At 53.1% G+C, this 25,982-nt stretch carries 25 protein-coding genes; 9 read left to right on the top strand and 16 right to left on the bottom strand.

The window, feature by feature from the left end; genetic code table 11:
* Nucleotide 1: 1 nt before the first annotated feature.
* Nucleotides 2–1,555 (bottom strand): fused MFS/spermidine synthase, encoded by a 1,554-nt coding sequence (locus BLV85_RS05490; RefSeq protein WP_090413048.1) that lies wholly within the window; start codon nucleotides 1,553–1,555, stop codon nucleotides 2–4.
* 128 nt (nucleotides 1,556–1,683) lie between these two features.
* Between BLV85_RS05490 and BLV85_RS15125 the strand changes: the two genes are divergently transcribed.
* From BLV85_RS15125 to BLV85_RS05460, 7 genes are all read left to right on the top strand, one after another.
* Complete coding sequence (locus tag BLV85_RS15125) at nucleotides 1,684–1,938, top strand: hypothetical protein (protein WP_176973940.1); 255 nt, start codon at nucleotides 1,684–1,686, stop codon at nucleotides 1,936–1,938.
* A 116-nt stretch (nucleotides 1,939–2,054) separates the two neighbouring features.
* Nucleotides 2,055–2,843: a hypothetical protein gene (locus BLV85_RS05485; RefSeq protein WP_090413044.1), complete on the top strand. Its 789-nt coding sequence runs from the start codon at nucleotides 2,055–2,057 to the stop codon at nucleotides 2,841–2,843.
* A gap of 188 nt (nucleotides 2,844–3,031) precedes the next feature.
* A complete protein-coding gene (locus tag BLV85_RS05480; RefSeq protein ID WP_090413042.1) occupies nucleotides 3,032–3,487 on the top strand; it encodes a hypothetical protein in 456 nt (151 codons plus the stop codon).
* Between the two features lie 111 nt (nucleotides 3,488–3,598).
* On the top strand, nucleotides 3,599–4,165 hold the full coding sequence (locus tag BLV85_RS05475; protein WP_090413039.1) for a TlpA family protein disulfide reductase: 567 nt from the start codon (nucleotides 3,599–3,601) through the stop codon (nucleotides 4,163–4,165).
* A 159-nt stretch (nucleotides 4,166–4,324) separates the two neighbouring features.
* Nucleotides 4,325–4,546 carry a DUF4266 domain-containing protein gene (locus tag BLV85_RS05470; RefSeq protein ID WP_090413123.1) on the top strand — a complete coding sequence of 74 codons (222 nt, stop codon included), beginning with the start codon at nucleotides 4,325–4,327 and terminating at the stop codon, nucleotides 4,544–4,546.
* A gap of 35 nt (nucleotides 4,547–4,581) precedes the next feature.
* Entirely contained in the window at nucleotides 4,582–7,224 is a 2,643-nt protein-coding gene (locus BLV85_RS05465) for a DUF3570 domain-containing protein (RefSeq protein WP_090413036.1), read from the top strand.
* 99 nt (nucleotides 7,225–7,323) lie between these two features.
* Entirely contained in the window at nucleotides 7,324–8,229 is a 906-nt protein-coding gene (locus tag BLV85_RS05460; protein WP_090413033.1) for an FAD:protein FMN transferase, read from the top strand.
* Between the two features lie 8 nt (nucleotides 8,230–8,237).
* On the opposite strand, the gene BLV85_RS05455 is transcribed toward BLV85_RS05460, so the two are convergent.
* The 3 genes from BLV85_RS05455 to BLV85_RS05445 form a co-directional block, all read right to left on the bottom strand.
* Entirely contained in the window at nucleotides 8,238–8,852 is a 615-nt protein-coding gene (locus tag BLV85_RS05455) for a hypothetical protein (protein ID WP_090413030.1), read from the bottom strand.
* Nucleotides 8,849–9,448 carry an SCO family protein gene (locus BLV85_RS05450; RefSeq protein WP_090413025.1) on the bottom strand — a complete coding sequence of 200 codons (600 nt, stop codon included), beginning with the start codon at nucleotides 9,446–9,448 and terminating at the stop codon, nucleotides 8,849–8,851. Before BLV85_RS05450 ends, BLV85_RS05455 begins: the two co-directional genes overlap by 4 nt.
* A 135-nt stretch (nucleotides 9,449–9,583) precedes the next feature.
* A complete protein-coding gene (locus BLV85_RS05445; RefSeq protein WP_245725100.1) occupies nucleotides 9,584–10,942 on the bottom strand; it encodes a YncE family protein in 1,359 nt (452 codons plus the stop codon).
* Between the two features lie 772 nt (nucleotides 10,943–11,714).
* Between BLV85_RS05445 and BLV85_RS05440 the strand changes: the two genes are divergently transcribed.
* Complete coding sequence (locus tag BLV85_RS05440; RefSeq protein WP_090413022.1) at nucleotides 11,715–12,569, top strand: pirin family protein; 855 nt, start codon at nucleotides 11,715–11,717, stop codon at nucleotides 12,567–12,569.
* Nucleotides 12,570–12,588: 19 nt separating this feature from the next.
* On the opposite strand, the gene ubiE is transcribed toward BLV85_RS05440, so the two are convergent.
* From ubiE to queA, 8 genes are all read right to left on the bottom strand, one after another.
* The gene (gene ubiE, locus BLV85_RS05435) at nucleotides 12,589–13,323 is read right to left on the bottom strand and encodes a bifunctional demethylmenaquinone methyltransferase/2-methoxy-6-polyprenyl-1,4-benzoquinol methylase UbiE (protein ID WP_090413019.1); all 735 of its coding nucleotides are present in this window, start codon (nucleotides 13,321–13,323) and stop codon (nucleotides 12,589–12,591) included.
* 43 nt (nucleotides 13,324–13,366) lie between these two features.
* Nucleotides 13,367–13,744: a gamma-butyrobetaine hydroxylase family protein gene (locus BLV85_RS05430; protein WP_090413016.1), complete on the bottom strand. Its 378-nt coding sequence runs from the start codon at nucleotides 13,742–13,744 to the stop codon at nucleotides 13,367–13,369.
* 4 nt (nucleotides 13,745–13,748) lie between these two features.
* Nucleotides 13,749–14,348, bottom strand: a complete 600-nt coding sequence (locus BLV85_RS05425) for a DedA family protein (protein ID WP_090413014.1) — start codon at nucleotides 14,346–14,348, stop codon at nucleotides 13,749–13,751.
* A 197-nt stretch (nucleotides 14,349–14,545) separates the two neighbouring features.
* Nucleotides 14,546–15,478, bottom strand: coding sequence for a protein translocase subunit SecF (secF, locus tag BLV85_RS05420; RefSeq protein WP_090413010.1), 933 nt, complete (start codon nucleotides 15,476–15,478; stop codon nucleotides 14,546–14,548).
* Between the two features lie 28 nt (nucleotides 15,479–15,506).
* The gene (gene secD, locus BLV85_RS05415) at nucleotides 15,507–17,348 is read right to left on the bottom strand and encodes a protein translocase subunit SecD (protein ID WP_090413008.1); all 1,842 of its coding nucleotides are present in this window, start codon (nucleotides 17,346–17,348) and stop codon (nucleotides 15,507–15,509) included.
* An 86-nt stretch (nucleotides 17,349–17,434) separates the two neighbouring features.
* The gene (gene yajC / locus BLV85_RS05410; RefSeq protein ID WP_090413005.1) at nucleotides 17,435–17,911 is read right to left on the bottom strand and encodes a preprotein translocase subunit YajC; all 477 of its coding nucleotides are present in this window, start codon (nucleotides 17,909–17,911) and stop codon (nucleotides 17,435–17,437) included.
* A gap of 70 nt (nucleotides 17,912–17,981) precedes the next feature.
* Nucleotides 17,982–19,067, bottom strand: coding sequence for a tRNA guanosine(34) transglycosylase Tgt (gene tgt, locus BLV85_RS05405; protein WP_090413002.1), 1,086 nt, complete (start codon nucleotides 19,065–19,067; stop codon nucleotides 17,982–17,984).
* Nucleotides 19,064–20,098 carry a tRNA preQ1(34) S-adenosylmethionine ribosyltransferase-isomerase QueA gene (gene queA, locus BLV85_RS05400; RefSeq protein ID WP_090413116.1) on the bottom strand — a complete coding sequence of 345 codons (1,035 nt, stop codon included), beginning with the start codon at nucleotides 20,096–20,098 and terminating at the stop codon, nucleotides 19,064–19,066. The genes tgt and queA overlap by 4 nt, the downstream gene beginning before the upstream one ends.
* 542 nt (nucleotides 20,099–20,640) lie before the next feature.
* Here queA and BLV85_RS05390 point away from each other — a divergent pair.
* Nucleotides 20,641–21,045 carry a DoxX family protein gene (locus BLV85_RS05390; protein ID WP_090412997.1) on the top strand — a complete coding sequence of 135 codons (405 nt, stop codon included), beginning with the start codon at nucleotides 20,641–20,643 and terminating at the stop codon, nucleotides 21,043–21,045.
* Between the two features lie 853 nt (nucleotides 21,046–21,898).
* On the opposite strand, the gene BLV85_RS05385 is transcribed toward BLV85_RS05390, so the two are convergent.
* The 4 genes from BLV85_RS05385 to BLV85_RS05370 form a co-directional block, all read right to left on the bottom strand.
* Nucleotides 21,899–22,816 (bottom strand): hypothetical protein, encoded by a 918-nt coding sequence (locus BLV85_RS05385; protein WP_245725099.1) that lies wholly within the window; start codon nucleotides 22,814–22,816, stop codon nucleotides 21,899–21,901.
* Nucleotides 22,817–22,836: 20 nt separating this feature from the next.
* The gene (locus tag BLV85_RS05380; protein WP_090412992.1) at nucleotides 22,837–23,238 is read right to left on the bottom strand and encodes an ExbD/TolR family protein; all 402 of its coding nucleotides are present in this window, start codon (nucleotides 23,236–23,238) and stop codon (nucleotides 22,837–22,839) included.
* Nucleotides 23,225–23,872, bottom strand: a complete 648-nt coding sequence (locus BLV85_RS05375) for a MotA/TolQ/ExbB proton channel family protein (RefSeq protein WP_090412989.1) — start codon at nucleotides 23,870–23,872, stop codon at nucleotides 23,225–23,227. Before BLV85_RS05375 ends, BLV85_RS05380 begins: the two co-directional genes overlap by 14 nt.
* Nucleotides 23,873–24,493: 621 nt before the next feature.
* Nucleotides 24,494–25,756 carry a Fic family protein gene (locus BLV85_RS05370; RefSeq protein WP_090412987.1) on the bottom strand — a complete coding sequence of 421 codons (1,263 nt, stop codon included), beginning with the start codon at nucleotides 25,754–25,756 and terminating at the stop codon, nucleotides 24,494–24,496.
* Nucleotides 25,757–25,982 lie beyond the last annotated feature (226 nt).

Below are 25,982 nucleotides of genomic sequence, written 5' to 3'. Positions count from 1 at the left end.
ATCAACGAACGAAGTGATCGATACCAACGGCGTCAACGATCAGCCGCCGGTAAAACTCGGCTTTGCGGGTTTGCAATTGTTCCAATGGATTGAAGTTGTCGGTCAGAATGATGCCTTGGCCGAGGTTGATATCGAGTGATCTTGTTTCAAGCCAGGCCTGCTGGGATCTGGAAAGTGTGCCGCCGTAAATGCTCAGGTCATGATTGGAAGCAATAAAAATGAAATCATTGAAATCGTCGCCCGGTTCGGAGATGAAGGTGAGCTGATGGGGAAAGACCTGTTGCAGCGTTTTGCCAACCGAAGCCAGCGCGACATTGCTGCCTTCTTCCAGGAAGGAGACAAAATTGAGTGCCAGCACGCCCTGATCGGTCAGCAGTTCCCGCAGTTGCTGCAAGGTTTCCTGGGTGAGCAGGTGCACCGGTTCCGTGCCGCCGGTGAAGACATCGAGAATGATCAGGTCATACCTGTCCTGTAATTGCCGGATTTCGTAGCGCGCATCGCCGATAATCGTTTTTCCGGTTGGAGCGAAATCAAAATACTCGTGGGCTGCCTGGGCAATGGCGGGGTCGATCTCGATGGTGTCCGTTTCAATCCCAAATTGTTTGAGACTGGCCACCATATGGCCTGCACCCTGACCGATCAGCAACGCGCGTGTCATGCCGGGCACGAGCCGCGGGATCAATTCGACAATTTTCTGATAGGTCAGCAGATTCTGGCCGTGGCTGAGCGTGGCCGCGCCAATGGTGGAGGCGTCCGCGGTCAGCAGCCGCATGTTGGCTGCCGGGTTGTCAACCACCCGCACCCAGCCATACAGGCTTTCATGCGCGAAGCGGGTTTCAAGCGAGGCCTGCCGGTGTTGCGCAACGCTGGCATCGGATACTTTGGGTAACACCCCCATGCCGATGAACGACAGCAATACAGCCGGTGCCAGCGCTGTCGCCGCGGATTGCAGGCGTTTGCGCTCAATGACCCCGACCAGCAAGGCGAGCAGAAATAAAATCAGGCCAAGACCGATAAAAATTTCACGTGAGCCGACCAAGGGGAATAAATAGAACCCCAGAAACAGCGTGCCGATAACGCTGCCCAGCGTGCTGACGGCATAAATCGAGCCCGTGCTTGCCCCCACGCCCGCCAGGCTGGAAGTGGCGAGCTTGACAGCAAATGGGCTGACCATGCCCAGCATGATCAGGCTGGGGGTAAACAGAATCAAGGTGCTGATGAATGTGCCCAGACGCAGTCCCAGTGAATCGGTTGCCAGCAGAACCGGGCCGACCATTGCGGGGATGAGGAGAGTGAGCAAACCGGCCAGCGCGATGATCAGGGACAAACCTGTGTGTTTCGCGCGATCCGCCCAACGTCCGCCGGCGAAATAACCGATCGCCAAAGCAATCATGGTCACCGAAATGAGGGATGCCCACACATACAGGCTCGCCCCATAGAAGGGCGCGATCAGGCGCGTGCCCAGCAATTCTATGACCATGACGGCAGCGCCGGTCAGAAACACGGTGCAATACAACCAAAGAAAGCTGTAGCGGCTAGATGGGGGAGGATTCATGAATTTCCTTGTGAAAAAGATGGCGATGGTTAGGAGGCTGTCCGAGAATAGGCTGATCTACTGCGTACGATTCTGGCTGGCCGGATTTTCCGATCCTTTTCGTTGAATAGAACGACTATTCGCCTCAAATGATCGAAAAATCCCGCTCAACCAGCCTCGCCCTCGCTACGATCGCTATTCTCGGACAGCCTCCTAGACCCGGAGCATTGTATAAGCCGGAAATGGCTTTGCAAATGCGACAAATTGTCGCACCTGGGGATTACCCGTTGATGGAAATGGCTGGCGTGGTATTGAATAAAATCATTATCAATCAATTGCTTGTGTGTAAATATTTGGCCGGGGAAAGTTTGCGCCCCGGGGGGTGCGACAATTTGTCGCATTGAAAACGCAGATTGTTCACCTGATAATCGGCCTGTCGGTTTTATTTAAACGCAATAAGACGAACCGGAACAGGTTGTTCATTTGGGCATCAGTTGAATTTTAAAAAGGGACTCTGATAATGACAAAACATCAAGAAAAAATATTTGTACTGCCACTGCTTGCCGCACTGGTGACGGTTGCATGGGGGAATGCCCAGGCGCATACGCGATTCGACATCAATACCACCAAGGAAGGAACCAGGGTTGATAATCATGTCGTCATTCCACATGGCTGTACCGATCAACCGGTGATCGGCAATGTGACAGTTTTTCCTGATGTCTCGACGGCACTCGTGGATACCGCGCCGCTCCCCAATGCCGCGATCGGCAGTGATGCTTTCACCCGCTCGGATCAGCCTGCTTCGGCTTTTGTGCTGGGTGTAGTTACTTTCAGCCCCGTTCTGAGCAAGCATGTATTCACGATGCACGAGATAGTCAGGGATTCAAATGGCAACCCAATCGCCGAGTGGCAGGCAGGCGGGTCGATTCCACCCAATAACTGGGTGGCAAAATTGGCGGTTCGGGTCAATCCCATTAATATCGAACCAACTTCCTGCGTGAACAGATTGATCGTGGCGCCCGCTATCGCCAATATTTGTCAACTGACCAGCATCCATGAAATTAATGGCAAGGATACAGATCGACTGGATGTCGATTTCTGGTCTGCGCCAGACGCCGGTCATCCGCAGTTCGATGGGCCTGCCTGGAATTCTCCCGCACCTTATATCGTGACCCGTAATCTTGAAACCAATCCATTGCCTGAGAACTGTGGTGAAGGGATTACCGCGCGGATTTATCCTTCGGCTCAACAGCTGGACAGAGATATGCCCGTACGGATTAACGGTACACAAGTCTGGCCGATTCCATAAAGGCTGAATGTGTCGCTCGGTGCCATCACTTTGTGGGTGATGGCACATTGCTTTTTAAAACGAGCATGCCGATGGGGAATCTGGGATAATTTAAAACAGGTTCTGCCAAGGTTTAATTGGAAGATGGCAAAAATCAAGCTGCACTTCCCTGGTGGGAGAGACGAAAATGAACTCAAGGAGATGGTGCGATGAATAAGGTGGCTATAAAGAAATTGTTGGGCGTTTCAGCTTTTCTGTCAGGTATCGGATTGGCCGGGGCAGGTTTTTCGCATGATATTGCCGGACCGATCGATCCGGCTGGCAACGTGCCAAGCTTTACGGTCGTAGCGATGGTGACATGCTTCGATGATAATGGACAGACTGACAAATTAGTGGCGAATATAAGAGACATGAGCCCCGCTGTGGAAGGCATGTTCGTTAACCTGGCCCTTTTCAAAGGAAGTAAGGCGATTAGTACCACCGATTCCATACCGGGTGATAATAGCCCTAGCCCAACCATTGCCCTGAGAGGGGGCGGTGGTCTTTATTTTATGATTATCAACAAAACTAAGGCGGGCACAAGAAATGTTGCGGTCGAGTACCATTGTATGACTGCGGATAATAATCACACCGGTACTGATATTCTATTAACTACTTATGAATGAATAGAATCCGAAGTTAGCCAGGAAGATATTTGAATGATGACATACTGGGTTTTCCTATATTCAGGCTAAGATTATCCAGGTGTAGTAATTGCTGGGAAAACAGGAGAATGCATGGAGATTTCTATTGTTTACTCTGGTTTCAAGGAAATTCGATCCGTACTACAAACAAGGCGTAGCCCATTGATCCGTTGTTTATTGTTGATAGCCTTTATCCTATCAGCCATGCCGGCTGTCGCGCATTTTGAAGGCGATACGCCGCCACCGCTCTGTGCGCTGACTGACCAGGATGGTATGCCCGCTGAAGACTGGGAGAGCATGAAAGGGCAGGTGATCTATATCGATTTCTGGGCATCCTGGTGTCCGCCCTGCATCAAATCGTTTCCTTTCATGAATCAACTGACCGAGGATTTCCAGGCACGCGGCCTGCAAGTGGTCGGCGTCAATCTGGATGAGAAAAAATCCGAGGCGGATGCGTTTCTCGAACAATTTCCGACCCAATTCACGATCATGTTCGATCCGGATAAAAGCTGTGCCGAGGATTTCAACGTGATCGCCATGCCTTCGACCTATATCATCGACAAGCGGGGGTTCGTCCGCCATATCCACCGCGGATTCCGGCCCGGCGAAACCGAGGCCATGCGTGAGTTGATCGAAGCGTTGCTGGAAGAGACGATCTGATTTGAAATGCCATCTATACCTCCATGCGATTTCCAACAGGATACATGGCCCGGAATAATCCATTGGCAGTTTCATGGTACGCGAGTGGATCCGGCTTCTTGAAAATGGTTGATGAACATCAAAAATTGTTTTGCTCCGGGTAATCCGGGTACCTCGATTATGCGTAAAGACCGATTGCTGATACTGCTCTGTTGTGCTGGTGTGATGCTGTCTGGCTGCGCCAGTGTTGCGCCCTGGGAGCGCGGTGTGCTGGCCAAGCCGCAGATGGCATTGGAGCCCAATCCGCTGCAGACTGGGACACGCATGCACAATTATGGCAGCCGTGAGGCGGGTGCCAGCACCAACGCCGGCGGTGGCGGCGGGGGGTGCGGTTGTTATTGATAGGTGCCGTGACAACATGCTGAAGTAGCGTGAGTATGTCTTCTGCTTCTCCATCGCACCCCCGCGAGGGGGATTGCGTGCCCTCATCCAGCCCGTCATCCTGCCATGTTCCAAACTCGGCTGCGGGCAGCCAGCTGGCCCTGCAGGCGCTGACGGCTGCGGCATTGGTGCTGCCGGGCTTGCTGATTGCCCCGGCGGAAGCCGCTGACGCCAGCAGCGGCAGTGTCAATTTTCAGTACAGCCGTTACCAGGAAGGCAAGCGCAACTTGTATTCGGTCCGGAGCGATCTGGATCCGATCATGGTCGATACCTTGCATGGCAACGGCACTTTGTTTGTCACCGATCGCCTGAAGCTGACCTTTGGCTATACGCAGGATACCTGGTCGGGCGCAACCCCGGTCAGCTCCGTTCCGCTGGCGTCCACTGCCGGCAATATTCCCTTCACCCGCACACTGCCCACCGGGGAAGTCGTATCCGGCGCCTCGCCGCATGTGACCGGCGCGGTCACTCTTGACCGGAATCTGAATCCCATCCGGTTTGATGCCGAAGGCAACCAGTTGATCGATCCCCGCACTGTGCTGGTGCTTTCGACTGCTTCGCCCGAGACGCGCAATCAGGGGGATTTCGGACTCGAATACGAGTGGGATGAAGCGACCCTGAGACTGAGCGGCGGCTTTTCGGAGGAGCGTGACTTCAAATCGGCTTATGGCCATGCCAGCGGCCGTTTCGATTTCAACCAGAAACTGACCAGCCTGAAATGGGGAGCGGGGTATGCCAGCAGCCGGCAGTCAGCCATTCTCGATCATGATGCGTTGGGTTATATCACCAATCTCGCTTATGCGGACCGGATCAAGTCCCGGGACAATTTGCGGATTCTGGCGGGCGACCGGCATGACTGGAATTCCAATCTGGGCCTGACGCAAATACTCGGTAAAAGCACGCTGGTCGATTTCAATTTTGGCTATACCCGCAGCGGCGGCTTCATGGAGAATCCCTACAAGGGCGTGACGGTGATTTTTGTCGATCCCGAGCGGATCAGCCCCGATCCCAATGCCCTGATCCAGGGCAATCTGCGCACCGTGCTCGAGCAGCGGCCGGGGCTGCGCAATCAGTTCGCTTTCAGCGGCAAGCTGGTGCAGTACGTGAGTCCGCTCGATGCAGCATTGCATCTCAACTACAAATTCTCGTTCGACGACTGGGGCATTTACAGCAATACCTTTGAAGGCGATTGGGTGCAGCCACTTGGCAGCGATTGGACCATTACCCCGCGAATTCGCTATTACTCACAGAGTTCGGCAAATTTCTTTGAACCTTATTTGGTGTCGAATCAGGCCTTTACCCGATTGGTATTCGATGATGACGGCGAACCCCAAGTCATTACCTATGATCCCAAGAAACTGCCCAAGCATTTTTCGAGTGATCACCGCCTGTCCAGTTTTGGTGCTCTCAGTGGCGGGGTGACCGTCAACAAGAAGTTTGCCCGCGGGATCGAACTGGAGGCGGGCTTCGAATACTATACCCGTTCCAGCGCCTTGAAGTTGGGCGGCGGCGGGAACAGCAGCTTCGCTGATTTTGATTATTACGTGGCCAATGCTGCGCTCAAGATTGACATGGACGCCATCAATTTGCGCCGGAGCCAGCACCCGCATGCACACCATGATCACCATGACGGCGGGCACGATCACCGCATGCATCATGGCCGCCATGGACCGGCTGGCGTCATGTATGGGCATATGCTGGAGAAGGCTGGGGAATTCCACTTTGGCTATCGCTTCATGTATGCCTGGCAGGCGGGAAACATGCTGCGCGGTTCCAGCAAGGTGGGTGACGCCGATATCGTCAACCTGGCTTGCAGCCCCAGCAAACTGTGCACCCACGCGCCGGACAGCATGAATATGCGGATGCACATGCTCGATATCATGTATGCGCCGACCGACTGGCTCAATGTGATGTTGATGCCGCAGTTCATGGACATGGACATGGAGCTGCGCGAGTTGGAAGGGCGTCCCCCGCCCGCGCCGGGCGACCATCAGCATCCGGGTACGCCGCATACTACCGGCGGGGTCAGCGATACCATTCTGATGTCACTGGTCAGGCTGCTGGATTTGCCTGGTCATCACGTGCATATGGGTCTCGGTGTGAGTGCGCCTTCCGGAGATGTCAAACTCAAGCTCAGGCGTATGGCCCGGCAGGATGGCGGCTTGATTCACTTTGACATGCAGCTGGGGAGCGGGACCTGGGATTTTCTTCCCAATCTGACCTACGAGGGAGATGCCGGTCCCTGGTATTGGGGCGGCCAGCTGATCGGCACCAAGCGCATGGAGAAGCGGAACAGTTCGGGTTACCGCCTGGGGGATATTTTTCAGGCATCCACTTGGGGCGGGTACCACTTGCTTGACTGGCTTTCCGCTTCCGTGCGGGGCATTTATACCAGCCAAGGCAAAATCCGGGGCGACTTCAACACCTTCAATAGCCGGATAGGGCCGATGGACTACCCCGGCAACCAGGGCGGGCGGTTTTGGGACATTGGTCTGGGTGTCACAGCATCGGTGCCGAGCGGCAGGTTTGCCGGGAATATGTTTGCCGTGGAATGGTTGCAACCGCTGAGCGATGATTTCAATGGCTTCCAACTCGAGCGCAAGGGAACCTTGAACGCCAACTGGAGCTATCATTTCTGAGCCGATGCGCATCAGACTGTTTCCCTGAATATGGATGACCCCGGATCGCATTTATCCTGCTGAAAATTGTATGGAGCATATACTATAAGGCCTGACCGAATGAAGTTCTTTCAGCATGCCTTCAAGGCGATGGGCACACCTTGCTCGATTCAGCTCTATGCACCCAGCCGGGCCAGTGCGGAGCGGGCGATTCAGGCGATTGTCCGCGATATCCAGCGATTGGAGCTGAAATACTCACGCTACCGTGAGGACAGCTTGCTGTCCGAAATCAATCGCTGTGCAGCACAAGGCGGGCAAATCAAGGTGGATCCGGAGACGGCCGGTTTGCTGGATTATGCGGCGACTTGTCATCGTGAAAGTGACGGCTTGTTCGACATCACTTCCGGTATTTTGCGCCATGTGTGGGATTTCAAGTCGGGCCGGTTGCCCGCAGAGGGACGGATCGAGGCCACGTTGGCGCGAGTTGGCTGGTCAAGGCTGAATTGGAATGCACCTGTGCTCGAATTTCCGGTTGCCGGCATGGAGCTTGATTTCGGCGGGGTAGTGAAAGAGTATGCGGTCGACCGCTCAGTCAGCTTGTGCTGGGATGCCGGTATCCGGCATGGCATGATCAATCTCGGGGGAGATATCCGGATAGTGGGTCCGCATGCGGATGGCAGCCCCTGGCGGGTTGGGATACAGCATCCCCGTCAGCCGGGCAGCCTGTTGCGAACGATACAGTTATCCAGTGGCGGTCTGGCCAGCAGCGGTGATTATGAGCGATGCATTACACTCCATGGCATTCGCTATGGACATGTGCTCAATCCCAAGACCGGCTGGCCGGTCAGGCGAATGGCCGCAGTGAGCGTGATTGGTGAGCTGTGTGTCATCGCCGGTAGCGCATCCACGATTGGCATGCTTAAAGAAGAGCATGCCAGCGAGTGGTTGCAAAATCTGGGGCTGCCCCATCTTTGGGTGGATGTGGAAGGTGTAATTGGCGGCTCGCTGGCGAACGTAACCGAGTAGCGCAATGGCTATCTTTTGGGTGAGCACAGCCTGTTGACTAAAGTCAGCGCCGGAATTTTCGGTTCTTCCCGTCCTTTCCTTGCCTGGTCATACACGTTTTCCAGCGTGAGATGTTGCCCTTCTCTGCCTGCCCGGACCGTGTACACATCATAACTGAACGTGGCGGCAAAATTGATCCAGCTGAGCGGAATATACACCTCGAATCCATTGTCGATATACGCCATTCTGAATGGATGGTTCGTGTCGGCTTCGATGAACCGTTTCAGGAGCCGATATGGCTCCAGGTCGTCAGACTGCTCCAGACCTGCATACAGCTGAATGCCTGATGCCTCTGTCCGGCTCACGGGTATGACAAAAGCATGGGTGCTGATTTGATGAATTTTGACGAGATAATAGTCACCAATTTCACCTGTTGCGCGTTCACCGCGGGTTTTTACCTGAATGACCAACTCGTCATTCGGGCTGATTAGGGTTGAGACCTGCAGGATGTCGATTTCCGGTGCAAGTGCCTTATCCTTGTAGCTGTAGATCATCCGCGGATCATCATAAAGGCTCATCGCGTTACCCTGCGGTATGACGGAAAGCATCCCCAGCGTGACAAACAAGCAGCTGAGATATTTCATAGCTTGAACAAGTCCTCGTCTTCGCTGAACATTTTGGCCAGCGTTGTGGTGTCATCCAGTGCATCGAACAGGACTCGGATATTGCCATGGGGATCGATCAAGAATGCCGTTGTGCTGTGATCAACCTGGTAATGCTGCGTATTGCCGGCATTTTTGGTATAAAAAAGAGCCTCCACGCCGAACGATGTCTTGAATCGTTCCAGTTGCTCGCCTTCCAGCCGTAAATGGGAAAGATTGGTCCCGAAGCTTTTTGTATAGCCGGATAATATGGTGTCGGTATCTCTATCCGGATCCACGGTCACAAAAATCCCGTTCACCTTGACCTGCGCCTTGGCAGCCGCTTTGATCAGCATGGAGAGCTTGGCCATTGAAACCGGGCAGATTTCCTTGCAGTGCGCAAAGCCGAAGAACACCAGTTTCCAGTGATCTTGATCCTGTGGCTGCAAGCTATGCCGCAGGGCAGTGATCGATTCCTGTTGCAGGGGAACCGGCTGATGCAAAACGATGGCAGCCGCATGGGTCGCGATCGGTGTCAGGGTGGCGAGTGCGACTATCAGACTCAACGAAGTGAAAATGGACAATATTCTGAAGTGCATGGTTGATTCTCTTGGATTTCGGTAGTCGTTTGGTTGATTAAAAAACTGGCCCACTGTTTGCCGCCAGAGCCGGCGACGAAAGGAGAGAGACGACAGTGGGCCAGGGTAATTAACCAGATCTAACTTGCTTGCAGATTAGCGATTGCCACCGGCAGCATAGATGCCATGTGGCATAACCAGACCATCGCTGGGACCGAATACCTTGGCGACGGTATCGGTCAATGTATCGATCTTGATCACATAACCGGATACCCAGCTCGCCAGCAGCAGATAGCGGTTGTCCGGTGTCGGACTAAGCGTGTGGGCGACCGCAAATCCTTCCGGCAGCTCGTACCCGGGCCGGAGCCGTTTGATGAATTTGGGTTTGGTGCGATCGCTCAGATCGAAAATCGAAATATAGCCATCCCTGGCGAAGGTGTTGTCGAGGCTATCCTCCTCGGCGATGTAGAGTTTTCCGCCGACCACAGCCAGATCTGAAGCTGAACGGAAAACACCCGGTCCATTGACAGTATTGGTGCGGTTGAGGATCTGAGTGGCTGTCCCATCCACAGCATCGATCAACCAAACACTGGGTGGAATGATGTTGTTGGTGGAAGGGGGGGTCAGCGAGGTTTTGTCGAGTTGCATCGATGCGGTCAGCGCATACCGTTCATCCAGCCAATAGACAAAGTGGGTAAAGGCAGCATACCGCTTTTCGTCGCCCAGCATGATTTGCTTGACTGGGTTGAGCGCGCCAGTCTGGCGGTTGACGGTGTAGACATCGATGACGTTGTTATCGAAGAAATAGCCGGTGCCCAGACCGATGGTGCCTGACTGGTTGAAATTGATGCCATGTGTCTGCTCGGTGTAACCGGGGATAATGATCGGATCGGCCTCCGCGAAATCGCTGGTTTTCAGGTCGATTACACGGACTTCATCCGAGGTCCATTTGGTGAAATAAGCGTAATCCGTATAAGGCAGCAAAGTGGGGCCATGAATCTGGGTTGCTCTGGCAGTTACCCAAGTTGGGATAGGTTGCTTGGGGTTGGTCTGCTCGACATAGGGCAATTCTGCTGGAGTACCGGGCGCCTCTGTCTGGAGGACCGATTCGACGGAAAGGCTGACTGTGTTATTGTCCCAATCGATGCCATAGACATTCAGCGCGATGATATAGGCCGGATGATCATCGGTATTGTCGCTGGTGATGTAGAGTTTATCTGCACCGGGCAGTATCAGCGTATGCTGCAGCGGAATGTCGCCGGGCCAACCCTGCAAATTGCGAGGATCCAGTGTGATGACCTTGTCCTCCTCGTAGTTGAACAGATATACCATCCGGGTATGATAATCGATTGCAGTTACAACTGGCTGCAGGTATTGGTTGTAGACATTCTGATTGTTGAGCATGGCCGGTGAGCCCTGCCCGAAGTTCTGCGCCTGAAGTGAGGCCGCCTGTACCGAAACCAGGCATAAACCCGCCAACATGGAAGCCTTGAGAAACTTGGCCTTGAAATCCATTAAACCCCTCCTGATTGTGTTGAATTCTTAAAAAATAAGCTACTGAATGCTCATTAACCGGCAATAATCCAAAATCTCCCCAAGTAAAACGACTGCAAAGTTTTGCTTACTTTGAGAGTGATTAAGATAATCGGCTTATATTGCAAGTTAATTAAACCTATTTTATGGATTCTTGCTGTATTGCTTCTGTGACAAATCGCACATCGGCTAGGAGGCTGTCCGAGAATAGCGATCGTAGCGAGGGCGAAGCTGACTGAGCGGGATTTTTCGATCATTTGAGGTGAATAGTGGTTCTATTCAACGAAAAGGATCGAAAAATCCAGTCTGGCAGGTTCGTCCGAAGTAGATCAATCTATTCTCGGACAGCCTCCTAGATGTTTCCAGCAGGTTTCAAGTGCACGTTAATTGCATTTGTCATGAGAAGTATTGTGGGCGTGAAAGGTGCAGGGCGGGTCGTATGGCTACCTTGCCGGGAAAACCACGAATGAACACGAATACACACGAATTATTAAGCGGTGGTGCCCGCTTTAGTTGAATTGTCATGCGGCAGGATGAATGCATGATGGCTGGTCTGATTACGGGTGAAAACCAGATGAAGCGATTTTCAGTATTCGTGTGTATTCGTGTTCATTCGTGGTTTGAATTGCAGTCAAACACTTGACCCATAGTGAAACTGCACAGAGTCCATCTGCCTGCGGTGTTGCATTTCCAATCATGCTGTCGTAACCGGGCTGGACCCATTTATACTGGTCACTTTTGTCAGGAGATCGTCATGAAAAGTGTTTACGGTGTCTACGATGCCCCTCATCCTCATTGGGTGGGGGATGGTTTTCCGGTGCGTTCGCTGTTTTCTTATATGAACCATGGCAAGCATCTCAGCCCCTTTTTGCTGCTTGATTATGCCGGTCCGGCCAATTTCGAGCCGGCTGAGCAGGCGCGTGGGGTGGGTCAGCATCCACATCGTGGATTCGAGACTGTCACCATTGTCTACCAGGGAGAAGTGGCGCATCGCGATTCGACTGGTCAGGGAGGAGTGATTGGCCCTGGTGATGTGCAATGGATGACGGCGGGTGCGGGCATACTGCATGAGGAATTTCACTCCGCGGCTTTTACCCGCACCGGGGGCGGGCTGGAAATGGTGCAGCTCTGGGTCAACCTGCCAGCCAGGCACAAGATGACCGCGCCGAGCTATCAGGCCATTCTGAGCCGGCAGATTCCTGCCACCGCCTTGCCCGGGGAGGCCGGAGCTGTGCGTGTGATTGCGGGTGAATATGACGGGCACAAGGGGCCCGCGCGCACATTTACACCGCTGAATGTCTGGGATATGCGATTGCGTGCGGATAACTCCTGTGAGTTGACGCTTCCCAGCGGTTGGTGGGTGGGGCTAGTGATACTGCATGGCTCGGTTGTGGTCAATGACGACACGGCAGTTCGCGAGGTGCAGACCGTGCTGCTGAGTGGGGAGGGTGAGAAAATGACCATCGCTGCCAATACCGATTCAACCCTGCTGCTCTTGAGTGGCGAACCGATCGATGAACCGGTTGTGGGGCGTGGGCCTTTTGTCATGAACAGCGAGCAGGAAATCCTGCAAGCCTTTGCAGATTTCAAGCGCGGTCATTTTGGCTGAAATCCGCTTGGACTGCTGGCTAAAACTTATAGCCGCGATGCAGCGCCACGACGCCGGCTGTCAGATTGAAATATTCGACCCGCTCGAATCCGACCTGCTGCATGATTTGTTTCAATTCTTCCTGCGAGGGATGCATGCGGATGGATTCGGCAAGATAGCGGTAGCTGGCATCGTCACTGGCGATCACTTTGCCCATCATCGGCAGGGCCTTGAAGGAATAGACATCATAGAACGGCTGCAACGGTTTCCAGACCTTGGAGAATTCGAGCACGATGACTGAACCGCCGGGACACAATACGCGCAACATCTCCTTGAGTGCCAGGTCTTTGTGCGTCATATTCCTGAGACCAAAGGCGACGCTGACTCGATCAAAATAGTTGTCGGGAAAGGGCAGTTTTTCCGCGTCGCATTGTGCCACGGGCGTGCTTTTACCTTCGTTGAGCAAACGATCACGGCCGATTGACAGCATGGAATTGTTGATGTCGGTCAGCCACACTTCACCGCTGCGTCCCACCTTTTCCAGGAACAGATTGGTCAGATCGGCGGTGCCGCCCGCGATGTCCAACACCTTGTCGCCCTCTCTGGCCCCGCTGGCCTCGATCGCGAATTTTTTCCAGATGCGATGCAATCCGAGGGACATGAGATCGTTCATCAAGTTGTAGCGTGCCGCAACGGAATCGAAAACATCAGCGACTTTGCGTGCTTTTTCCGTTTCGGAGACCGTTGTAAAACCGAAGTGCGTCGTATTGGTCATTTGGGAAATTCCCTGAATGGGTGATTTAAATTTGATAGGCAGGCTATGGCGTTTCCCGGCTGCCGCCGGATTCCTCCAGGCGCCGTAGATAGCGCTGCCACATGGCTGCCTGGTTCAGGCCATAATTATAGAGCAAATCCCAGGAATACAAGCCAGTGTTGTGACCGTCGGAGAAATCCAGCCGGATGGCGTAACGGCCAACCGGTTCGATATGGGTAATGGTGACATTTTTTTTGCCGGTCTGCAGAATTTCCTGTTCGGGACTGTGGCCGCGCACTTCCGCCGAAGGTGAGTGAACCCTGAGGAATTCACACGAAAAATTGAAGGTCTGGCCATCATCGAAGGTGATGTCCAGGATGCCGGATTTGCGGTGCAGCTTCAATTCGGTGGGAATGGGGGTTTGTGGAGTCAGGCCTGCCATATATTTATTTCCTCTTGTGTCGATTGTATTGCCAATACACGCCGATGCCCGCCAGGCAGAGGAGAATCAGGTAGAGCACGATTTCCTGTAAATAGTCCTTGACCAGGTCTTCGTTATCCCCGATGTAATAGCCAAGCAGGGCAAGAATGAGCACCCAGATGCCCGCGCCAAGACTGGTATAGAAGCTGAACAACCCCAGGTGCATGCGGGCGAGCCCGGCCGGGAGTGAAATATATTGGCGCACACCGGGAATCAGGCGCCCGGTAAAAGTGGAAATATGGCCATGGCGTGAGAAAAAGCCTTCCATCTTTTGCATCGAAGTCTCGCTGAACATGAAATAGCGCCCATAGCGGATCAGCAAGGGGCGCCCCAGCCGGACGGCAAGATAATAGTTGAACAGTGCACCCGCCAGGCTGCCGAAGATGCCGCATGCCACGACTGCAAACAGGTTCATCTCGCCTTGATAGGCCAAATAACCTGCCGGCACTATCACGACCTCGCTCGGAAACGGAAAGAAGCTGGATTCAAGGAACATTAATATGAAAATGCCCGGATAACCCAGGCTGCCGATAGTCTGAACTATCCATTGTATGAATTCGTACATGGTTGCTTCCGGAATTCCGAGTAGTGGTGGCGTGATGAAAGTGGGTCGTGCCTAGCCATCAGCGCGGCCAGGCAATCGATAGCGGTGATTTCTCTAAACTTGTTTTCAGTGAGATGCCGGCAATCCGGAATAATTCAGCCTCAGTTTTAGGGTGCAGGGGCGCATCCCACGGGACTGATCATCCGGCTGCCGGCCGCTCATGGCAAGGCTTCTTCCTGGGGTTTGCGTTCGGGCTTGACCAGATCCTCCCGTTTGACACCCAGCAGAACCAGAATGGGGCTGGCGACCAGAATGGAGGAATAAATACCGAACAGGATGCCGATCGTCAAGGCCAGGGCAAAGTAGTACAACACCTCGCCCCCGAACAGCAGCATCGAGATGACCACCATTTGCGTGCTGCCGTGGGTGATGACGGTCCGGGACATGGTCATGGTGATCGCGTTGTCGATCACTTTGGCCACCGATGCCTTGCGCAGTTTGCGGAAGTTTTCGCGGATCCGGTCAAAAATAACGACTGATTCATTGACCGAGTAACCCAGCACTGCCAGCACCGCGGCCAGCACGGTCAGGGAGAATTCCCACTGGAAGAAGGCGAAGAATCCCAGAATCACGACCACGTCATGCAGATTGGCCACGATGCCGGCGATACCGAATTTCCATTCGAAACGAATCGCCAGGTAGATAACGATGCCGAGTGAAACGAACAGCAATGCCAGTGCGCCATTTTCCAGCAATTCCTGCCCAACTTGCGGGCCAACGAACTCGACGCGCCGCATTTCGACAGTTTCGTCATCCTGCCTGAGCGCGTCCATGACGACTTCGGACAGATTGCCGCCAGTGAATTCCTGTTTCGTGGGCAGCCGGATCAACACATCCCGCGAGGTGCCGAAATTCTGCACGGTCGCGTCAGTCATGCCCATTCCGGCCAGCACCTCACGGGTCCGGGCCAGATCTGTCGGTTGCCCGTAGCTGATTTCCATGACGGTCCCGCCGGTGAAATCCACGCCCAGATTAAGCCCACGGGTGGCGATGAAGAAAATGGAGAGTATAAAAATCGTCAGGGAAAGAATGGTCGAGTACTTTCCCCAGCGCATAAAAGGAATATCGCGTTCAAATCTAAAGAAATCCATGTCTATTCAGTCTCAGGTAAATGGTTGCTCAACGCTTGCTACGTTTGGGTTTCCACACCGAGCCGATGGGTACCCGACTCAGTTTGCGGTTGCCGTAAAGCAAGTTGACCATGCCGCGCGAAACCATGGTCGCGCTGAAGACCGATGTCAGAATCCCCAGACAGAGCACGACCGCAAACCCCTTGACCGGTCCAGAGCCGAATGCAAACAGGGCGATCCCCGCGATCAGCGTGGTGATGTTTGAATCCAGAATGGTGCCCAGCGCGCGTTCATACCCGGCATGGATGGCGGCCTGCGGCGAAATCCCGTTACGGATTTCGTCGCGTATGCGTTCGTTGATCAGGACATTGGCGTCGATCGCCATCCCGACTGTCAGCGCGATGGCCGCCATGCCGGGCAGGGTCAAAGTCGCTTGCAGAATCGACAGCAGGCCGATCAGCAGCAGCAGGTTGACCGACAGCGCCGTTACGGAGATCGCGCCAAAAGCCATGTAGTAGATCGCGATGAACAGGGCAACGGCCAGGAAGCCATACAGTGTCGAGTTGAATCCTCGGGAGATGTTCTCGGCACCCAGGCTGGGCCCGACGGTACGTTCTTCGATGATTTCCATCGGCGCTGCCAGCGCGCCGGCGCGCAACAGCAAGGCGACGTCGCGCGCCTCGGTGCTGCTCATGCGCCCGCTGATCTGGACACGTCCGCCGCCAATTTCTTCACGAATGACCGGTGCGGTGACCACTTCGGTCAGATGTTTCTCGACCAGCAGAATGGCCATGCGCTTGCCAACATTTTGCCGTGTCAGCTGCTTGAAAATCCGGGCGCCATTGCTGTCCAGAGTGACATGGACGGCGGGCTGGCTGTCCTGATCGAATCCCGGCTGGGCGTCCGTGATGCGGTCACCCGTCAGCAAGACCTGTTTTTTGACCAGCAAGGGGCCGCCGCCACGTTCGGTGAAAAGCTCGGTGCCGAACGGTGGCTGGCCGCGCAGGGCAGCCTCGATATCGCTTTCGTCATCCACCATGCGAATTTCCAGTGTCGCGGTGCGTCCCAGAATATCCTTGGCTTTGGCCGTATCCTGCACGCCCGGTAACTGAACGATTACCCGATCGGTGCCGGCTTGCTGGATAATCGGCTCCGCGACTCCGAGTTCATTGACCCGGTTGCGCAGGGTGGTAATGTTCTGCTGCAAGGCGGCTGTTTGCATACGCTTATGCACATCCGGCTTGATGGCGACTTGCAAGTGAAAATCATCGGCCGTATCGATGGTTCGCAAATCCAGGTCGACAAAAGTTTTACTGAGCTCGGCAATGGCCCTATCCCGTGTCTGGGTATTGCGGAATTTGATCACGATTTGATCGCCATCCCGGTCGATCCCTGCCGAAGGAATTCGCTGTTCGCGCAGTGTACTGCGCAGATCGGAACTGTAACGATCGAGCGATTTCAAGAGCGCGCCATCCATATCCACCTGCAGCATGAAATGCACGCCACCGCGCAGATCCAGCCCCAGGTACATGGGCAGCGCACCGATACGGTTCATCCACTCGGGAGAATTGGGCAACAGGTTGAGAGCGACGATGAAATCGTTGCCAATCTCGGACTCCAGTACGTCCCGGGCCTTGATCTGGGTGTCGGTATCGGCGAAACGGATCTTGATGCCGCTGGCTTCCAGCAACGTGCCGCTGAACGGCAGATGATGCCGGGCCAGCGTTTGCTCGATCTGTTGCAATAGCACTGCATCGGCCTGCGCGCTGGCGCGCAGCGGAGAAATCTGAATGGCAGGCGATTCACCGAAAAAATTGGGCAAGGTGTACAGCAACCCAAACAGGAGCGAAACCGCGATGATGAGATATTTCCAAAGGGGGTAGCGATTCATGATGACCAGTGTGTTCGGAAGAAAAAACAGCCGCTAAAGTCCTGGCAGGATTTTGGCGGCGTCAAGGTATGGCAAAGCGGTAACAATCAGTTTTTTTCGCTGTCTTGTTTGGTGGTTTCGCTGGCAGAGTCGGTCGTATCCGCTTCAGGCCTGTTTTCTTCAGGCTGATCTTTTTGAGACTCTTGCGTTTTCTGCTGCTTGGTGGCTTTGAGCGCGCGATTGCTTTTGCCGGTGTCGATGGTTCTCAGCGTGCCTTTGGGCAGCAGGGTTTGAACGGCTGTCTTGAGGACAGTGATTTCAAGATCGGGGGCAATTTCCATGGTGATATAATTTTCTCCCACGCTCGTGACCCGTCCCAACTCACCGCCGGCAATGATGATTTCATCGCCTTTTTGCAATGCATCGCGCATTTGTTTTTGTTCTTTTGCACGTTTGGTTTGCGGGCGAATCAACAAAAAGTAGAAAATGACGAGAATACCGATCAGCGGCAGAAAACTCATCAGAGTCGGTTCGGGCTGAGCCGCACCACCGGCGGCTTGGGCGAAGGCTTCATTTATAAACATGGCAATTCCCTCCTCGGGGTTGAAAATAACAAAGATAAAAGCGAAGTGTCGTATATTCTAACATGAAGTTTTAGACCGAAAATTCCTGTACCAGTTGCTCGAAGCGGCCGGTTTCAATGGCCTGGCGAATGTCTGCCATCAGCTGTTGATAGTAATGCAGGTTGTGCAGGGAATTGAGGCGCGCACCCAGCATTTCATTGGTCCGCTGCAGGTGATGCAGATAGGCGCGGCTGAAATGGCGGCAGGTGTAGCACGCGCATTGTGCGTCCGGCGGCGCGGTGTCCAGCCGGTAGCGGCTGTTGCGCAGCTTGAGTATGCCGTGCCTGGTGTAGAGCCAGCCATTGCGCGCATTGCGGGTCGGCAGGACGCAATCGAATAAATCGATTCCCTGGGAGACGGCGTATACGATGTCTGCTGGGGTACCCACCCCCATCAGGTAGCGCGGCTGGTCGACCGGTAGCTGAGGGGCGGTATGGGTGAGAATGCGTTGCATATCCTGCTTGGGTTCGCCAACCGAAAGCCCGCCGATGGCGTAGCCATCAAAGCCGATATCACACAGTGCCGCGACTGAGCGGTCACGCAGTGACTCATACATGCCGCCTTGCACGATGCCGAACAAGGCATTGTGATTACCTGCATGAGCGGCCCTGGAACGCTCGGCCCAGCGCAGGCTGAGCTGCATGGATTGCTCGGCGGTCTGGATATCCACCGGGTAGGGCGTGCATTCATCGAAGATCATGACGACATCCGAATTCAGCACACGCTGAATCCGCATGGATTCCTCGGGCGTCAGAAAACAGGCGTCACCATTGACAGGCGAGCGGAAATGCACACCTTGTTCGCTGATTTTGCGCAGCGCGCCCAGGCTGAATACCTGAAAACCACCCGAGTCGGTCAGAATGGGGCCATCCCAGCCCATGAAACGGTGTAATCCGCCATGCGCCTCGATGACTTCCAGCCCTGGCCGTAGCCACAGATGAAACGTGTTGCTCAGAATAATATCGGCGCCCAGTGTCTGCAAATCCTCTGGCGACAGGCCTTTGACCGCGCCATAGGTGCCAACGGGCATGAATGCGGGTGTTTCCACCACCCCATGCGCCAGCGTCAGGGTGCCCCGGCGGGCCTGCCGGTCGCTGCAATGTAACTGAAAATTCATGATTGGATTTCGAGAAGCATGGCATCGCCATAACTGAAAAAACGATAGCGGGCGGCAACTGCATGCTGATAGGCACGCTGGATGGCGTCCATGCCCGCGAAAGCGGAGACCAGCATCAGCAGAGTGGAGCGAGGTAAATGGAAGTTGGTCAGTAGTCGGTCGACCACCTGGAAACGATAACCGGGGGTAATGAAAAGGTTGGTTTCGCCCTGACCGGCAATCAGTTGCCCTTCATGGGCGCGTGCGCAAGCCTCGAGTGCGCGCAAGCAAGTGGTGCCCACCGCGAGCACGCGCCCGCCACCGGCCTTGCAGGCCCGAATGGCCTCGATCGTGTCGGGTGGAATGCTGTATCGCTCGGCATGCATGACGTGATCTTCGATGTTTTCAGCTCGTACTGGCTGGAAAGTCCCCGCACCGACATGCAGCGTGATATAGGCAATCGCTACGCCCATCGCGCGCAAGGTATCCAGCATCGCCTGGTCAAAATGCAGCCCCGCTGTGGGTGCGGCGACCGCGCCGCTTTCCTGTGCAAAAATAGTTTGATAGCGGCTTTCATCGGAATTGGTGACGGTCCGTTCAATATAGGGCGGCAGTGGGACGCGTCCGTACCGGTCGAGCAGCTCCAGTAATGGCAGCGGATGCAGGAAGCGCAGTGTATAGATATCCTGCTGGCGGGCTTCCACCACGGCGGTGATGCCGTCGCTCAACGATAGCGTTGAACCGACCGCCGGCGCGTGGCTGGCGCGAATCAGAGCCTGCGCGCGGTGCACGTCCAGCAGGCGCTCGACCATGATTTCCACCTTGCCGCCAGTGGGTTTGAAGCCGGACAAGCGGGCCTTGATCACACGGGTATTGTTGAGCACCAGCAGATCACCCCGGCGCATGTAATCGGGCAGATCCCTGAAAGTGGCATCCTTGATATGCTGGGCCGTGCCGCCGACATACAGCATGCGGCTATCCGTGCGGTTGGCGAGCGGAAATTGCGCAATCAAGTCGTCTGGCAAATAAAAATCGAATGTATCTGTTTTCATGCCGCGAATTATACCGATGGCGCAGCCTTTTTCGCTAACCATTCTTATTCATTGGGCATCATAGCGATGCTAAGGAGTCGCTCATAAATAACTGTAACAGTTGGATCGCATCTGGCGGGCGCACTGCGGCGTTACTCGTCGTCGCGATAGCCTTGCTATGACTCCTCCTCTCGCCTTGCATTGCATCCCACCAGGCGCGCCCAATTGTCACACTTATTCCTTCACGGCTCCTAAGGACGATCCTGAGAAGCTGTTTGGAGCCTGGAATCAAGGGTGCGCTTGCGCACCATTCGGCTGATATTAAATTGCAGTGGCCGGGAAAAAGTCTGGTATCGCATTTGTCCGCTGCGTGAATGATGCGCATGTGTCCCGGCGCGGGTAAATGCGTATAATCTCCGGGAATTTGTATGTATAGGGACAGGTAGGCTTCAGGTGGCGAAATCGCATGCTGGGTCCCCTTAAATTCAGGCGGGTCGTATCACCGAGGATTGTAACGATTGGCATTGATATATTCGGGCACATTAGTTTAAGGAGATAATATTATGAGTCTTCCGTTCCAAAGCGATAGCTTGGGTAAATTGACCCTGCGCCTCAGCGTAGGCGTACTGATGTTGTTTCATGGTGTCAATAAGATACTCAACCCAGCTTCTCTCGATTTTATCAGCAAACAGCTGACTGGCATGAATTTGCCGCAGGCTTTGGCTTACGGGGTTTATCTTGGGGAAGTCATTGCACCGCTGATGATCATCCTCGGAATATATTCCCGGCTGGGCGGTTTGCTTGTTTTTGGCAATATGATTTTTGCAATAGTGCTGGTACACCGCAGCCACTTATTTACATTAACCGATCATGGTGGATATGGGCTTGAGCTGCAGGCTTTCTTCCTGCTTACGGGACTTGCAGTATTCTTCCTTGGCAGTGGCAGAATGGCCGTAAAACCTGACTGAAGACTTCGGAATTTACCAGCCACTACCCGCATCAGAGGGATCTGGGCAGCCGAAGCTGAGCGATTCATTCTGTGGAAATATTTTGGACGCGGTTTGGCGGCGAAGATTGGCGAGGCGCCCGGGTGCCTCCTTTAGCTTTGATGAGGCTTTAAACGGTAACTTATTACATACAGCCACCGGCTTTCAGCCGGTGGCTTGTTCGCTGGAGCGCTTAAATTCAAGCATAGCAACCCCCAGCTTTTTTTGTCGACCAGCCGCTTACGAAAAGTATACAGACATGACAATCAAAGCCACCGCTACGGCGACTATGAATGCAAAATTCCAACCCAAATCTTTAAATGTTTCAGCATCTTCTTTCTCTAGCATGTTCATCATTACCTCCACATTATGTGACAGTCGGAGCTAAATCGTGAACCAAAGAAAGGTGAGATTTATTGATTAAGATCAATAAAATGTTAAATAAATACGTCTGTTGATCAGGTATAACACATAGCGTTTATCGGCGATGTTTGCGTCCACTTCAGCTGGAACGTCCATGTTTGTTGTCAGATGCTCAACCACTTATCACCTGCTTGTGGAAACGGGCGACGGAAATCTGATCCAAGGTGTCCGCCAATTGAACGGTGTGGGCAGTAGAGGCAATGGCGCGGGCTCACCTATCCGGTGCGCCTGCACCACGACGGAGAACGGTGTCCATTATACGACGGTGAGCGTAGCTGTGCGGTGATTCGAACAAAAATTTTTGCTGCCACAAGCGTAGGGTGCACTCGTGCACCGGTTTCTGTTATGCAAAGCGATTGGTTGGTGGTGATCAGAGAGTTTGGTTTAATCCTGCGTTTGCATTAACGAGCCCTTAGCGCAAATAAGGTGGGATAGGTTCTCCAAAGAACTCGCGCATTAAAAAATATTCAAGCCCCTCGTTATCTCCTGGGCGTGCGGACAGGACAACGACGCGATTAAGGCGATCTGACTCCCAGTTAAAGTCATCCTGATGATACTGACGAATGAGTTGGATCATTCTACGGATGATTGCTCGCTGAATGTCGCCGTCCGGCCCGGCTTCTACTTCAATTAGTTCTCGCCGTGGATTGCCGCCGCCGGTTGTCCAGGCGCGAAATGAAAACTGTGCATAGCGTGGGCCAATTTTGAGAATCTGAAAAACGCCGCTGGTGCCGGGCATTTGCAGGTTGCGTTTGACTTTCGCCATTCTGATCTCTTCCTCCGACGGCTGTGGTTTCGGGTTGATATTTTTGTTGTTCTCAAACCCATCAGGAATACCGGTCAAACGACTACGTTGCGCTCTTCTCTGATTGATATACTCCGATAGATCGGCCGCCGGTGGGGCGACTTTCTCTTTTTGTGGAACCTCGCTTCTGATTACTTCCTTAGGTGGCGTAACTTTTGTGGTTTCAATCGCATTTTGTCTGTCAGGTAGCGACGGCTTGGGTGGGGTGGGGGGGCGCGGAAGCGGCAGCGGCGGCTTGAGCCGGTCCGGTGCTGTTTTTGCTTGCTGCGCTTCATTCTGGGGGTGCGTCTCGATGCCTTTGCGTGGTGGTGGGACAGGTTTCTGTGGCTGTACGAGTTCCGGAAGCTCCAGAAATTCCGCTTCTATTGCATCAGGGATAGCAATATTGACTGCAATTTCGGGCTCCGTCAGGAAAAAACCGAACACCCAGATCATGATCAGCCAAAGTAGCGCAGCCAGCGGCAGCGGCCACCAGAGCTGAATTTCCTTTGATCTGGAGCTATTCATCGCTACGAACTCTTCCAAGCTATTAAGGGGTATGGTAATTATTTATGCCGAACCGCGATCAGAAAATGCTGCACGCCCGCACCCCGCGCCCGGAGCATCGCCTGAACCACAATACCTTGTGGCGCTTCGTTATCCGCCGATATGATCAATTTTTGCTTGGCATCTTGAAGCAGCGGTTTGAGTGTGGTAGCCAGAGTGTCGAGGGTAACGGATTCTTTGTTGATAAAAATTTCACTATCCTTGGTCAGTGTTAGAGTCACCGGTTTTTCGGCACTAAGTTTCTCGGCTTGGCCTTCGGGTAAGCTGACTTGCAGAGAATCCAGCTTCTGCATGGATAACGAAGCCAGCATAAATGTTGCGAGCAGAAAAAACATGACATCAATCATGGGAATAATCTGAATATAACCTTTTCGGGGTGTCCTGGGTTTACGCAGTTTCATGGGTGTCTTCCTTCTGATCCAGCCGAATATGATCGATCAGGCGCGTGCCGAGACGTTCCATTTCATCCATCGTTAGTGATTGCAGACGTGAGAAGTAATTGAATCCAAACAACGCAACCAAAGCAATAATCAGACCAATAACGGTTGCAATCAATGCCTCGGCAACACCGCCTGTCACTGCGGTCGGGTTGACAATGCCTTCACTGCCGATAACTTGAAAGGCGCGCATCATGCCGACAACGGTTCCCACTAGCCCTAGTAGCGGCGCGGCTGTCACGATTGTTTCCAGTGCCCAGAGTCGGCGGGCGAGTGAACTTTCAATGAGCTGGGCTTCATCCGCTGCGCGTGATTCGGTCCACCAGGATGGTTGGTGCCGATTGGAAATCACCACTTCAAAGAAGCGTTTGTAATAGTGGCGTTTATCCAGTCCTGACAGGATTTTTTCCAGGTCTTCCCACTTGAAACCATAGGTTTCGATGAGATTCAATAAATCGTTTGAGAGACGAGCGAAGCGCCAGTAAACAAATGCTTTTTCGAGCATTATCGCTAGCGCAATGACACCCAGCAAAGATAGCGGCAGAATAATGATTCCGCCCAGTTCTAACATGATCCAGGCTTGGTTAAGGTATTCCATTCATAAACTCCAGATTAAGTCTGTTTTTATAGCGTGTGATTTGAAACGGCCGTTGCCTTGAACTTAAGCCACTAATTGATACCGGCTAGTCAGAAAGCGTCTATGTGATGCATGCGTATCTTGCTGACGCTTCATCAAAAGTGTTGTTGGGAGATGATACTTTCGTCAAGCGATACCAGCAGGACAGAAATGTGGCAGGCATATCTGCCAGACGCCTACTCCATGCCCGAAATCAGCGCGCATTTCGGTGTTCACTATAGGGCATCTCTTAGAATTTAAATTGCCAAATGAGGCAGATCAGGGGGGAAATGTTGTTTGTATGAATAAGTCATGGTAACGCGTTGTTTTTAATGTGCAATGCGCTAATTATACCCCCCGCTACGAGGCCTGGCCATGACGTCGGGGTTGTGTTCGATCACCACCGCAGAGCAATGGACGTCAAGGAGATTGCTCTAATAAGGAGTCGCTCATAAATAACTGCAACACTTGGATCGCATCTGGCGGGCGCACTGCGGCGTTACTCGTCGTCGCCATAGCCTTGCTATGACTCCTCCTCTCGCCTTGCATTGCATCCCGCCAGACGCGCCCAATTGTCACACTTATTCCTTCACGGCTCCTAATTCAATTTCCAAATTTTTCCAGTTTGTTCTTGAGATTAACTGGTACGGTAAAAAGAAATCCCTTTCCAATTTTTTCCTTAACCAAAAGATCAAGGTTGGCCAAGTCTAATAAATCCATTCTAGCCGTTTGATAAACAACGTTGTGTGAGCTGCGATGACCTTGTATGGAAAATACGGATTGAGGATTTTTTAGGGCCCTGTTTAACAACGCGATTTGACGATGATTCAATACGGCGCGTAATTTTGGGGACTGTTTTAAGAAAGATTCTGCTGAGCGCAGTTCCTTAGACTTTCTGTCCAGGTATTCATATAGATCATTAATCGCCCGAATGATTACGTTTAATTGATGTGCGACAAAGTAAGTGACATCGTTGTCGTCTGTCTCCGTGTATAAGTATGCGCGTGTATATTGAGCTGGAGCCAATTTGATTATTCGCGATATTGAGATAAATTCAATAAGCCAGTAATCCTGGTTAAGCATGCCCCAATAAAACAGCGCCCGAGCGGTGCGGCCGTTGCCATCTTCAAATGGATGGTCATAGGCAAGCATGAAGTGCAGAAGAATGGCCTTTATAATAGGATGTATAAAATCAGTTATCTGATTGTCGTTGGCAAATTCACAAAGGTTTTCTAGTCGTTGTTCTAGTTCTGCTGCCATGGGCGGCACATGCAAAATTGTCGTATCGCGCTCATCTCCAACATAGATGTCATCGGTTTTCCTCAGTCTACCTGCCATGGAAGGATTTGCCATCGTGCCTGTTGTCAGCAAGCGGTGTAATTCAAAAATTACTTTAGGGGTAAGCTTCTCCTCCTTCATATCGCTGATAAATTGCATTGCGTGATAGTTATTGATGATCATTCTTTCAGAGTTGTCTCTAGGTTTTCTGCCTTGGCGGATCATTTCCTTTGCAACTTTTCGCGTTGTGGATGCCCCCTCAAGCTGGCTTGAAGTAATTGCTTCTTCAATTAGGGAATTAAGTAGATACGCGTCCTTAGTCTGTAGATTTGTAATCGCCGTGCTACTCTGTATAACACCACTTGCATCACGGGTTATCTCGTGTAGCAAGCGCATCACAACATCTGGTTGTGTATACCGAAAGGGTTTTCCATGCGCATCCGCATGTGGAATCGGTTTGAACTGCACCATACGAGCAGTCTTGACAGCAAACCACCATTCCTCGCAGGTAAGCCCATCTGGTGGTATCAAATGGCGAAGTTTGTCCCAGTGATAATAGTTTTCCTTGGGATCTGGCCGAATCGTCATGGAGATCAGTTCTAAATATCTGCTCGGACTGTCGCGCACGATATTTTGGAACAACGCATCGTATTTTGGGGATTTGGTAGACCAAGGTCAGATACTTGTGCCCCTTCTTCCAGGCGATTTCGTCAATCCCAATGGCGCGTACACCGCTAAGGTCCCGGTGCTCACGTCCCCACTGCACAGCCATCTCCACCGAGCGAAAGACACTCTCCCAAGAGGTGCGGAACAC

This window comes from Nitrosomonas halophila, assembly GCF_900107165.1.
Classification (GTDB): domain Bacteria; phylum Pseudomonadota; class Gammaproteobacteria; order Burkholderiales; family Nitrosomonadaceae; genus Nitrosomonas; species Nitrosomonas halophila.
This window is presented reverse-complemented; position numbering and strand designations above follow the sequence as displayed.